Origin of the sequence: Saliniradius amylolyticus (genome assembly GCF_003143555.1) — a bacterium.
GTDB lineage: Bacteria > Pseudomonadota > Gammaproteobacteria > Enterobacterales > Alteromonadaceae > Saliniradius > Saliniradius amylolyticus.
Map to the genome: position 1 here is coordinate 2,155,486 of NZ_CP029347.1, position 11,758 is coordinate 2,167,243.

9 protein-coding genes and 1 rRNA gene are annotated in these 11,758 nt (G+C 50.0%); 5 read left to right on the plus strand and 5 right to left on the minus strand.

Features of this window, described 5'->3' with window-relative positions; all coding sequences use genetic code 11:
- Positions 1-22: 22 nt before the first annotated feature.
- Positions 23-1,555, minus strand: a 16S ribosomal RNA gene (locus HMF8227_RS10055).
- Positions 1,556-2,060: 505 nt separating this feature from the next.
- On the opposite strand from HMF8227_RS10055, the gene HMF8227_RS10060 reads away from it, so the two are divergent.
- Complete coding sequence (locus HMF8227_RS10060) at positions 2,061-2,489, plus strand: RNA recognition motif domain-containing protein (protein ID WP_109340055.1); 429 nt, start codon at positions 2,061-2,063, stop codon at positions 2,487-2,489.
- Between the two features lie 66 nt (positions 2,490-2,555).
- Here HMF8227_RS10060 and HMF8227_RS10065 read toward each other — a convergent pair whose 3' ends face one another.
- Entirely contained in the window at positions 2,556-3,827 is a 1,272-nt protein-coding gene (locus HMF8227_RS10065) for a DUF5610 domain-containing protein (RefSeq protein ID WP_109340056.1), read from the minus strand.
- Positions 3,828-3,979: 152 nt separating this feature from the next.
- On the opposite strand from HMF8227_RS10065, the gene trmA reads away from it, so the two are divergent.
- A complete protein-coding gene (gene trmA / locus HMF8227_RS10070; protein ID WP_109340057.1) occupies positions 3,980-5,077 on the plus strand; it encodes a tRNA (uridine(54)-C5)-methyltransferase TrmA in 1,098 nt (365 codons plus the stop codon).
- Here the strand turns inward: trmA and fabR are convergent.
- Positions 5,074-5,673, minus strand: a complete 600-nt coding sequence (gene fabR / locus HMF8227_RS10075) for an HTH-type transcriptional repressor FabR (protein ID WP_109340058.1) — start codon at positions 5,671-5,673, stop codon at positions 5,074-5,076. The genes trmA and fabR overlap by 4 nt on opposite strands.
- Positions 5,674-5,802: 129 nt before the next feature.
- On the opposite strand from fabR, the gene HMF8227_RS10080 reads away from it, so the two are divergent.
- Both HMF8227_RS10080 and sthA read left to right on the plus strand, forming a co-directional pair.
- The gene (locus tag HMF8227_RS10080) at positions 5,803-6,924 is read left to right on the plus strand and encodes an acyl-CoA desaturase (RefSeq protein ID WP_109340059.1); all 1,122 of its coding nucleotides are present in this window, start codon (positions 5,803-5,805) and stop codon (positions 6,922-6,924) included.
- Positions 6,925-7,013: 89 nt separating this feature from the next.
- On the plus strand, positions 7,014-8,420 hold the full coding sequence (gene sthA / locus HMF8227_RS10085; protein ID WP_109340060.1) for a Si-specific NAD(P)(+) transhydrogenase: 1,407 nt from the start codon (positions 7,014-7,016) through the stop codon (positions 8,418-8,420).
- A 49-nt stretch (positions 8,421-8,469) separates the two neighbouring features.
- Here the strand turns inward: sthA and HMF8227_RS10090 are convergent, their stop codons facing one another.
- Entirely contained in the window at positions 8,470-8,781 is a 312-nt protein-coding gene (locus tag HMF8227_RS10090; RefSeq protein ID WP_109340061.1) for a hypothetical protein, read from the minus strand.
- Positions 8,782-8,877: 96 nt separating this feature from the next.
- On the opposite strand from HMF8227_RS10090, the gene HMF8227_RS10095 reads away from it, so the two are divergent.
- Positions 8,878-9,489 (plus strand): uracil-DNA glycosylase family protein, encoded by a 612-nt coding sequence (locus tag HMF8227_RS10095; RefSeq protein ID WP_109340062.1) that lies wholly within the window; start codon positions 8,878-8,880, stop codon positions 9,487-9,489.
- On the opposite strand, the gene HMF8227_RS10100 is transcribed toward HMF8227_RS10095, so the two are convergent.
- A complete protein-coding gene (locus HMF8227_RS10100) occupies positions 9,469-11,721 on the minus strand; it encodes a bifunctional diguanylate cyclase/phosphodiesterase (protein WP_109340063.1) in 2,253 nt (750 codons plus the stop codon). The two genes, HMF8227_RS10095 and HMF8227_RS10100, sit on opposite strands and share 21 nt — an antisense overlap.
- Positions 11,722-11,758 lie beyond the last annotated feature (37 nt).

The window sequence follows — 11,758 nt, forward strand, 5'->3', positions numbered from 1 at the left end:
ATCAAAAGATGTCAGCATTTCGTAAGGAGGTGATCCAACCGCAGGTTCCCCTACGGTTACCTTGTTACGACTTCACCCCAGTCATGGAACACAAAGTGGTGATCGCCCTCCGAAGTTAGGCTAACCACTTCTTTTGCATCCCACTCCCATGGTGTGACGGGCGGTGTGTACAAGGCCCGGGAACGTATTCACCGCAGTATTCTGACCTGCGATTACTAGCGATTCCGACTTCATGGAGTCGAGTTGCAGACTCCAATCCGGACTACGATTGGCTTTAAGGGATCCGCTCCAGCTCGCGCTCTCGCTTCCCTCTGTACCAACCATTGTAGCACGTGTGTAGCCCTACACGTAAGGGCCATGATGACTTGACGTCGTCCCCACCTTCCTCCGGTTTGTCACCGGCAGTCTCCTTAGAGTGCCCAACTTAATGCTGGCAACTAAGGACAAGGGTTGCGCTCGTTGCGGGACTTAACCCAACATCTCACGACACGAGCTGACGACAGCCATGCAGCACCTGTGTCAGAGTTCCCGAAGGCACCAATCCATCTCTGGAAAGTTCTCTGCATGTCAAGTGTAGGTAAGGTTCTTCGCGTTGCATCGAATTAAACCACATGCTCCACCGCTTGTGCGGGCCCCCGTCAATTCATTTGAGTTTTAACCTTGCGGCCGTACTCCCCAGGCGGTCTACTTAGCGCGTTAGCTTCGCTACTCACAACCTATAGTCGCAAACAGCTAGTAGACAGCGTTTACGGCGTGGACTACCAGGGTATCTAATCCTGTTCGCTACCCACGCTTTCGCACCTGAGCGTCAGTCTTTGGCCAGGGAGTCGCCTTCGCCACTGATGTTCCTCCAGATCTCTACGCATTTCACCGCTACACCTGGAATTCCACTCCCCTCTCCAAGACTCTAGTCTGCCAGTTCTAAATGACCCTCCCAGGTTGAGCCCGGGGCTTTCACATCTAGCTTAACAAACCGCCTGCGTGCGCTTTACGCCCAGTAATTCCGATTAACGCTCGCACCCTCCGTATTACCGCGGCTGCTGGCACGGAGTTAGCCGGTGCTTCTTCTGTGACTAACGTCAATATGTGCAGGTATTAACTACACATCCTTCCTCATCACTGAAAGTGCTTTACAACCCGAAGGCCTTCTTCACACACGCGGCATGGCTGGATCAGGGTTGCCCCCATTGTCCAATATTCCCCACTGCTGCCTCCCGTAGGAGTCTGGGCCGTGTCTCAGTCCCAGTGTGGCTGTCCTTCCTCTCAAAACAGCTAGAGATCGTCGCCATGGTGAGCTCTTACCTCACCATCTAGCTAATCTCACTTGGGTTCATCCGGTAGCGAGAGCCTAAGCCCTCTTTGGTCCGTAGACGTTATGCGGTATTAGCCACCGTTTCCAGTGGTTGTCCCCCTCTACCGGGCAGATCCCCAAGCATTACTCACCCGTCCGCCGCTCGTCAGCAGAGAAGCAAGCTTCTCTCTGTTACCGCTCGACTTGCATGTGTTAGGCCTGCCGCCAGCGTTCAATCTGAGCCATGATCAAACTCTTCAATTAAATAATCATGAATATCTTTGGCTGACACTCTTTTAACGAGTGCCCACACAGATTGTCTCGTTGCAAATTGTTAAAGAACGTTTCGCTTCAAATCCAAGCTTGGCTTGCCCTGAAGCGGGATGCGCATTCTACGCTAACCCCATCGACTGTCAAGCATTTTTATTTAAAAAGTTGCTTGCCGTTCCTTGTCTCGCTGAAGCGCTTAAATGTCTCTTCAGTAACCTCGATTCGCGTCCTGCTGCGGCGCCGTTAGTGGCTATCCCGTCGAAGTGCGGCGCATTCTACAGCTCCCCGCTTATCCTGCAAGTGCTTTTTGATATTTTTATTTCAACTGCGCAAATATCAACCACAATGAAGCGCGTTAGGTACTTCTTTAGTGCTTATTACCCACACTTTGGCCGCTAATATCGAAAGCCTCGGCCAGTGAGCTTGGCGCAAAGCGCTTTAATGAGTAACATAGGCGTGCCGTTTTAGTTTTAATTTCCATTACATTTTAGGTAGTTACATGAAATCACCTGTTATTACTGTTGTTATCGCCCTGCTATTAGCCGTTGTGGGCTACTTTCTTCCTTTCGAAGGACTGTCATTATCTCAAGGCATTGCCTTAGGTATTGTGCTCGGTGGTCTACTCACCCCCTGGCTTCACTCTCTTATCGTCAAGACAGCCGGCGATCCCGAGGATACCTCAGAAACTCAGACGTTATATGTGGGCAACCTGCCTTACCGTGCCAATGAGGAAGCGGTACGTGAGCACTTCGCTCAATGCGGCAGTGTCGTCTCGGTCCGACTGATGAAGGATCGTCGCACCGGCAAGCGCAAGGGTTATGGATTCGTAGAGATGGCGGAGGCTGCAGCTGATAAGGCCATCAAGCAGCTCAACGACCAAAGCTTTCAGGATCGCACTTTAAAGGTACGAGTCGCTAAAGAAAGATAGTTGACCTTACCTTAACCATATAAAAAAGCCTGCTTGATGCAGGCTTTTTTATTATTACCGACTCCTTCACTCCATCTTAGTGGACGGCGATGAGGTGTCCGTTGATTCATCTTTCACTGCTTGAGGGAGGTTGTCCAGTAACCTGGCATTGAACTGTTGGAACTGATTGACTGCATCAACTAAGTCAGCCAGCTTCAGGTCATCCATCATCTGATTCAACAACTCCTGAATCAGATTGTCGAAGCTTTCGACATCCTCAAGCTTTTTCTGAGCCTGGTCCATCACATCCAGCATTTTATCCAGGTAATGCGCCACCGGCTTTATTTCTCTTAAACTGCCTTGGCCGCTTTCATCTTTGAGCGATGAAACGGACTCATAAGCCTGAACAACCCGTGTCTGCTCCTGCCGACTCAGGTTTAAAGCAAACCCAGTCAACTCCTTTTCATCGAAGCCCAGTTTCAAGGCTTCGTTATAGGCTTTTTCTACATCACCATTAAAAAACTCGTCCGCCAGATCGGCTGTATCGCCTACGAGCTTGGCAATCGCATCCATTTCTTCCTGGTCCAGTTCACCTTTTACCGAAAATGCGATACCACTTCTTTCGTAAAAGCTTACCAATTGCTCAGCGGCAAATCCCTGTCCGCCGTCAGCGGTTTGACTGATACTGGCAGCCTGGCTGGCCTCGAAACGACGGATGTCTTCGAAGCTAAGGCTAACTTCGTCACCATCCTGAGTCCGAATGGTCAACGAACCTGTACTTTCCTGGCTGTAGCTAAGCGATTGAGCTGCCGTTACACTCTGACTGCTCAAGGGGGTGTTTTCCGAGAACAGCTTGGTTTCAAGATCGTCAATCCCTTGATTAATTCGCTCCCGGCTCTCGCTAATGCCTTCCTGAATGTCGTCATTCATCAACTCCCCGAGCTCTTCTTCGGCCATTTCGATGCCTTTGGCAACACCATCTCTGGCTTGCTGTAACATAGTGGTCAACTGATCATCGGAGGCATTGTTCTGTTTCGCTTTATTCAGTGCACCACTGATAAAGCCAAGAACATTTTTGACCACTTCATTAAAATCGAACAGCGGCTTATCCTGCTCCTTGGCAGAAGGTTCTGTCAGATTCGGCTTTTGTCCATTGATCTCAAGGTTCTGATTGAAGGAGCCCGTTAGTACTCGAACACTCATCAGGCGTTGAGACTGACTCAAGTTGGACAAGGTTACCGCATCCGGCTGGGCTTGCTTAGTATGACCCACCGCTTGCCCTTGCGGCTGCCTGGCATTATTCGATTGTGCATACTGCGCTTTCTGACCCAAAAACGCTTTTAATTCACCCAAGTTCATGAGTTTTTCCTCGCAATTACCCTCAGCTATTGTATCGGCGGCGCTCTGTAATAGTTTAGTTTTTAATCAGCGATTTAATTCTCAAAATGGATTCTACATTGAACAACAGCCCAAAACCCTTAGAATCCTCTGCGGCATTAGCAGGAGTAATAATGAGAGCAACCCAGATCGATCCCACAACCTATGATCAGCAACTTGAGCAAAAAGCTCAGGCATTGCGTACTCAGATGTCAGCCTTTTCCATGCCGACACTTGAGGTTTACGCCTCAGAGCCCAGTCACTATCGCTTGAGAGCCGAGTTTCGCGTCTGGCATGACGGTGACGATCTTTACCACATTATGTTCGATCCTGATACTAAGGATAAATATCGGGTCGACCATTTTTTGCCTGGCAGCCGATTAATTAACTCGGTGATGCAGGAGCTTTTGGCATTATTGAGGCCCAATGCCACCGCCAGGCGTAAGCTCTATCAGATCGACTACTTAAGTACTCTTAGCGGTGAGATTCTGGTTAGCCTGATCTATCACCGGCCGTTGGATAGCGAATGGCAGCATGCGATTCAAGCGATCCTGGCTGAGCTTCGCAAAGATTATAAAATTGACATTGTCGGCCGAGCCCGTAAGCAAAAGGTCTTGCTGGACAAGGACTACGTCATGGAGTCGCAGCCGGTTAACGGTCAGCACTTCCAGTTTAAGCAGGTGGAGAATAGTTTCACCCAACCCAACGGGCTGGTGAACTCCAAGATGATTCAATGGGCGTTGGATGCGAGTCAAAATAGCAGGGGTGATCTGCTGGAACTGTATTGCGGACTGGGTAATTTTACCCTGCCTCTGGCTCAGAACTTCCGTCGGGTACTTGCAACGGAAATCTCCCGCACTTCAGTAAAAGCGGCCCAATACAACATTGAGGCAAACCAGGTAAATAACGTCACCGTGTTGCAGATGTCGAGTGAAGAGTACACCGAGATCCAGGCGAGTGGTCAGAACCACAAGAAGCTCAAAGGCGTTAATTTAGCCGATTACGATTGTAAGACGGTACTGGTTGATCCGCCCAGAGCCGGTCTGGACCGGGATACGTGTAATATGGTCAGCGAATACCAGAATATCATCTATATTTCCTGCAACCCGGAAACACTCGCTGACAACTTAGCTCTGCTGACAGAGACGCACGAGGTCAAACGCTTTGCTTTATTTGACCAGTTTCCTTACACCCATCACGCCGAATGCGGTGTTTATCTACAAAAACGCTAACGTTCTGCCATCGCTTTGGCACCGCGAGCAATAAAGCGTAATTGTTCTACCAGGCGCTCGGCCAGCTCTCGACGACGCTCGAGGCTGGCATCCACTGCCTCTGCCCCCGTACTGAATACCAGCTTAACCATCGCTTCCGCCTGCAGGCTAGCCAGCTCCTGCCCTAATCCCGTATGCGCCATAATGTAATGGGTGAGTTCTTCGATAAAATGCTGAATTTCACGTAAGACCGCCGCACGAAAGGCCGGGGAAGTCCCCGAGTGCTCTCTCAACAAGAGCCGGAATTCATTGGTGTTGGACTCAATAAACTCCATAAAGGTGATCACTGATGTTGAAATAACACCGCCGCCCGCATCGATACGAGAGCGGGCCTGACGCATTAGCTGACGCAATGCCAACCCCGCTTCATCCACTAAAGTCAGGCCCAGATCGTCTATATCGTCAAAATGACGGTAAAAGGAGGTCGGCGCAATGCCCGCCGCCCTGGCGATTTCCCGCAAACTCACGCTCGACAGGCTTCGCTGCTCATTCAGCAACCCAAAAGCCGCATCGATAATAGCACGGCGCGTTTTCTGTTTTTTTTCCTGGCGACGCATTGCACTCTCTGTGGGGATTTTTTGCCATTTTAACATTGACCCATCTTCCCTTCACGAGCCCTTTTTTATTGCAACGAGAGTCTAAAAAACGTAAATTAGCGCACAGTTGTACGCTGAAAATAAGTAAAGATGAACAAACCGCCAATTATTCTGACCAATCTCTTAGTATTCATCCTGACAGGCGCCGTTAGCCTGATATTCGTCCCCATCGAAGCTTTTACTGGCGGCTTTGACTGGGTCGAGATCACCAGCTGTATCGCGCTAATCTGGATGTCAGGCATGTCCATCACCGCTGGCTATCACCGGTTATGGTCACATAAAACTTACCAGGCCCATCCGGTTATCCGTGCCCTGCTGGCTTTTTTTGGTGCCATGGCGCTGCAAAACAGTATTTTGCACTGGGCTTCCGACCACCGAATCCATCACAAGTTTGTGGATCAAAACGACAAAGACCCTTATTCCGCCAAGCGCGGATTCTGGTTTTCCCATATTGGTTGGATGCTGCGTGAGTACCAGGCAGCACGCTACGATGACTACAGCAACTGCCGGGACCTGCAGCGCGATAAGATTGTTATGTTCCAGCACCGCCATTATCTGGCTTTAACCCTGCTCGCCAACTTTGGTGTGCCGATGTTACTTGGCTGGATCAATGGCGATATCTGGGGCATGTTGTTGCTGGCAGGAGTTTTCCGTCTGGTGGTAGTCCATCATGTCACCTTCTTCATTAATTCGCTGGCACATATCTGGGGGCGTCAGACATACACCGACAAAAATACCGCCAGAGATAACGGCATCCTGGCCTTCTTAACCTTCGGTGAGGGCTACCATAATTTTCACCATATCTTTGAGTATGATTATCGCAACGGCATTCGTTGGTATCAGTTTGATCCGACCAAGTGGCTAATCCGGGGATTAAGCTTTGTCGGTCTGACCTCTAATCTGCGTCGTTGCCCTGAAGAGCGTATTGAGAAAGCTCGCTTGCAGATGCAGTTGCAGCGCGCTCAACAAAAAGCCAGTCTGCTACCGAACGCCGATCCCATACTGGAAACGCTGCAACATGAATATGAATTACTGACTCACAAGATGTCGGAGTATTACGCCACTAAGAAGCGTTTGCTGGATATCAAGAAGCGACAACTGGTACGAGAATATGAAAAGCTGGATCTGGACTACAAATACCGGGAGTTGAAACAAACTTTACAATTGGCCAAGCGCAAGTGGGCCGATATCAGGCAACTGGAGTTCGCCTGAACCACATCCTTTTGAGGGCGCCTTTATCGGCGCCCTTTTCTTATCCCTGATACAAAGGCTATGATGAGGCAAACATCAAGGAGCTTGATATGACATCACATCATTCCAGTCACTACGACGCTATTGTCATTGGCACCGGTCCCGGCGGTGAAGGCGCCGCCATGCAGCTTTCGAAGTCTGGTAAGCGCGTCGCCGTTATTGAGCGCTATGCCATGGTTGGAGGCGGCTGTACACATTGGGGCACGATTCCATCCAAGGCACTAAGACACTCGGTCAGCCGTCTGATTGAATACAACAACAACCCGCTTTTCAATAGCGGCGACCGTTTGCGCCAGCTCACTTTTCAGGATGTAATGAGCCACGCCAGCAGTGTGATTAAGAAACAAAGCCGTCTGCGCGGCAGCTTTTATGATCGCAATAATGTTGACATCATCCACGGCGAAGCGTCTTTCGTGGATAGCCACACCTTAAAAATATTGAAAGAAGACGGTTCGGTGGATCAAATCAGTGCCAGGCAGTTTGTGATTGCCACCGGCTCCAGACCCTATACGCCTGCGGATATCGACTTTACTCATCCACGCATTTACAACAGTGACTCCATACTGTCCCTTAATCATCAGCCCAAGAACATTATTATTTATGGTGCAGGCGTCATTGGCAGCGAGTACGCTTCGATTTTCAGGGGCATGGGAGTCAAAGTTGATCTGGTGAACATGCGAGATCGTCTGCTGTCGTTTTTAGACACCGAGATATCTGACGCCCTCAGCTACCACTTTTGGAATAGCGGGCTGGTGATTCGCCACAACGAGACCTATGCCTCGGTGGAAGGCCACGATGATGGTGTTATTCTAAATCTCCAATCCGGCAAGCGAATGCAGGCAGACTGTCTGTTGTTCGCTAATGGCCGTACCGGTAATACCGATATGCTGGCGTTGGACAATGTGGGCCTGACTCCAGATGGCCGCGGTCAGCTTCAGGTAGACAGCCAATACCGCACCGAAGTAGAAAATATCTATGCGGTAGGGGATGTTATCGGATACCCCAGCCTCGCTTCAGCCGCCTATAATCAGGGCCGGTACGTTGCGCAGGTCATGCTGGGGCAAGCCTCAGAGGAGACCCTGATTGAAGACATCCCCACCGGCATCTATACCATCCCCGAAATCAGCTCTGTCGGTAAAACGGAGCAGGAGCTGACCGCCAGTAAAGTGCCTTATGAAGTTGGCCGGGCCCAATTTAAGCACCTCGCCAGAGCACAGATTGCCGATACCATGGTGGGAAGTCTGAAAATTTTGTTTCACCGGGAAACCAAACAGTTGCTGGGGATCCACTGTTTCGGCGAGCGTGCCTCAGAGATTGTGCATATTGGCCAGGCCATCATGCAACAAAAAGATGAGGCCAACAATATCGAATATTTTGTCAACACCACTTTCAATTACCCCACCATGGCCGAGGCCTACCGGGTCGCCGCCATTAACGGCTTGAACCGCTTGTTTTAGACACAAAAAAGCCCGGCTCAGGCCGGGCTTTCAATTAGTCATGCTTGGCTTACTGACGACGTGCCAGTAAGGCCGCCTTCTCAAGCGCATCCTTATGAGCTACCACTTCAATCAGGTGACGCTCGGGGTAAAAGCGCATGGTGGCCATCACATTGCCACTGGCATTCACAGATTGATTGAAAAACTGCTTCTGGCTATTCTGATATTCAACATTGGTATCAATACGCTGCTGCACGCAGCTGCTATCGACTTCTAAAGTGTCTTTCGCCATACATTGGAACATGGAGTTGTCAGTCTCACCAGCGTGCGCCATACCGGCAAACGCAAACAGAGTAACAATCAGGGAAGTAACTTTACGCATGGTGATCTCCTAAACTTCGCATCACTTATCAATTATCATACATGCAACTATTACATTTTTGCAACAAGTTTCGGATCACAATTTTATTTCAGTTTTATGACAACAACGAACAAAATCGAGGTAGTAACATCAGATAGAACGGATAACCTGCTTGAGCAGGCCCGAAGCTGTCAACTCTGTAAAGACCACCTGCCCTTTGAGCCCAAGCCTGTGGTTACCGGCTCGGCATCCGCCCGACTACTGATCATCGGTCAAGCTCCGGGAACCCGCGTTCAAAAGAGCGGTATTCCCTGGAATGACCCGTCCGGTGACCGACTCAGGCAATGGTTAGGTCTGGATCGGGAACAATTCTATGACAGTCAGCACATCGCTATTATGCCTATGGGCTTTTGCTACCCTGGTAAGGGCAAATCCGGTGATTTACCGCCAAGGCCAGAATGCGCTCCTCAGTGGCACAACAAAATTATTGCCACGATGCCGAACATTCAGACCACTTTACTCATCGGTCAGTATGCGCAGAAATACTATTTGGACGGCAAACTAACGCTAACGGAACGGGTACGCCACTGGCAGGATTACGCGCCTGAGTATTGGGTGATGCCCCATCCCTCACCCAGAAACAATCTCTGGTTAAGGCGTCACCCGTGGTTTGAGCAAAAGCTGGTGCCACAGCTGAAAAACCATGTATCAAGAGTTCTCGGCTTTTAGCTCCGATTCGTGCTTTTGCAGAAATGCCACTAACTGCTCAAAAGGCATGGGCCTGGCATACAAATATCCCTGAGCCTCATCACACCCCAGCTTAAGCATATAACTGGCTTGCTCACGCTTCTCCACACCTTCGGCGATGGTATGCAGTCCAAGCTTGTTACTCAGCGTCACAATGGTTTCGGCGATAAAGGCGTTTTGACCCGGTTCCACCTCGTTAACAAAAGAGCGATCCACCTTAAGGCGATCCAAAGGCAACTTCTGCAAATAGCTCATGGAGGAGAATCCGGTGCCAAAGTCGTCGATGGCAATACTAACCCCATGTGCCTTAAGGGAGCGCAGAGACTCAATAACAATCTGAGGCTCATCCATCACCACACTTTCGGTGATTTCCAATTCCAGCGAGTCTGGGGGCAACTGATGCTCGTCGAGTGTTTGCTTGACCAGCCCCACGAACTGCTGGTCCCTGAATTGAGGCATGGAGATGTTCACCGCCATGCGGATCTGTTCATGACCCGATTGCTTTAACTCCTTCAGACGGCGACACGCTTCCTCCAATACCCAAGCCCCGATTTCAATAATAAGGCCGCTATACTCAGCCAGGGGGACAAACACCGCAGGGGAGATATAACCCTGCCCTTCCGGATCTGGCCACCGCAACAGGGCTTCCAGGCCTACGACTCGCTCGCTGACCAGATCGATCTGAGGCTGGTACCACAGTTCCAACTTACGCTCGGCAAAATCGGAACGTAACTGACGAATCATGCTTAAGCGCCACGCCGTTTTCTCTTCCATCTCGGGCAAGTAAAACTCGAAGTTGGTCGTGATGTTTTTCTTTGCCCGGTTCAGCGCAATGTTGGACTGTTTCAACACCTCGATACCGCTGCAATCGTCTTCGTTAAGCCGACAAAGACCGATGGTCACATTCACCGGCAGGCTGTGATCGCCTGCTCTGAAGGGCGACATAAAGAGATTACTGATATTCTCAGGACTGACCTTGTCATCAGCGCCAATAAGTCCGAATACGTCAGCACCAATCCGCCCCATATGTACGGACTCACCAAAACTTTGATGCATACGTTCAGCAATGGCTATTAACAACAGGTTACCTACTTCCTGACCCAAACCGTCGTTAATATCGGAGAAGTGATTCACATCAACCAATGCCACAACCAAGTTATCATGTGGCCGCCCCAAAGCCTGGAGGTCATCCAGAACATTGATAAACTCATTACGGTTAGGCAGCTTGGTAAGCATGTCTTTAAACGCCGCGTTGCGCAGTTGATGGAACAGGTTCACATTTTCGTAGCCAATAGAAATACTGGTCATAAAGACTTCCAGCAGTTCCTTGTAGACCCTATTCTGGACCCCACCGGCCCGAATATAGACTGCGGCCTCATAACCACTGCTGTTCATATACAGCACCGAATAGTGGGGCTCGTAAACATGTTCTTTCTGACGCAGGCAGCGGCTGACACTCTCAACCAGATCGTTGTCCTGAATGCCGTCTAGACGCTTGTTGATATAGGAAGCGTAGGGGCCTGCCGCTCCCAACACGTAGAGGCCATCGTCGTCTTTATCCAATACTGAGCCCGCACGAGCACAGACGACTCCGCCCGCATCCAAACCAATTAATGAGCTGATTTGAGTCACCACACCTTCGCAAAACCCTTTAATGGAATGTTCTTCCAATAAGTTGGCTGCTGACATGATGATTTTCTCAAGCCCGATTCGGTTTTGATTTATGGTCAGGATTTGTTGATAGGAACGTATTGCGGCAATGACGGTGGTCACCAGCCGACCCCGCGTCAGTTCGGTTTTGGTCTTATAGTCGTTAATGTCGTACTCTTTGATGACGCTTTCTTCTGGCGCATAACCAGGCTGGCCAGTGCGTAATACGATTCTAGGCTCGGGGAGATTAAGCTCCTCACGCATCTTCCTGGTAACGATCAGACCCGCATCATCGGTTTCCATCACCACGTCCAGCAACACGATAGCAATGCTGCTGCCTTGTTCCTTGAGTACTTCCAGAGCTTCCTTGCCAGAATAGGCATGAATAAAATTGAGCTTACGGTCATTGACGGTCAGATCCGACAGCGCCAATCGGGTCACTGTATGGATCTCCTCGTCATCATCCACCACTAAAATATTCCAAGTGGCGAGATTGCTTTCCTGCTGGATATCGCCTTCATCGAGGAAGACGAGTTCATCATTTTCGTACTCAGATGGACTCATGGATTTTTCCGTCCGGTCTTACCTGTACTCGGAGCTT

Bases quoted from the DNA above. Each gene is read 5' to 3' on its own strand.
- HMF8227_RS10100 (WP_109340063.1), bottom strand. From the start codon at position 11,721: ATGAGTCCATCTGAGTACGAAAATGATGAACTCGTCTTCCTCGATGAA.
- HMF8227_RS10060 (WP_109340055.1), top strand. From the start codon at position 2,061: ATGAAATCACCTGTTATTACTGTTGTTATCGCCCTGCTATTAGCCGTT.
- trmA (WP_109340057.1), top strand. From the start codon at position 3,980: ATGAGAGCAACCCAGATCGATCCCACAACCTATGATCAGCAACTTGAG.
- HMF8227_RS10090 (WP_109340061.1), bottom strand. From the start codon at position 8,781: ATGCGTAAAGTTACTTCCCTGATTGTTACTCTGTTTGCGTTTGCCGGT.
- HMF8227_RS10065 (WP_109340056.1), bottom strand. From the start codon at position 3,827: ATGAACTTGGGTGAATTAAAAGCGTTTTTGGGTCAGAAAGCGCAGTAT.
- sthA (WP_109340060.1), top strand. From the start codon at position 7,014: ATGACATCACATCATTCCAGTCACTACGACGCTATTGTCATTGGCACC.
- HMF8227_RS10080 (WP_109340059.1), top strand. From the start codon at position 5,803: ATGAACAAACCGCCAATTATTCTGACCAATCTCTTAGTATTCATCCTG.
- HMF8227_RS10095 (WP_109340062.1), top strand. From the start codon at position 8,878: ATGACAACAACGAACAAAATCGAGGTAGTAACATCAGATAGAACGGAT.
- fabR (WP_109340058.1), bottom strand. From the start codon at position 5,673: ATGCGTCGCCAGGAAAAAAAACAGAAAACGCGCCGTGCTATTATCGAT.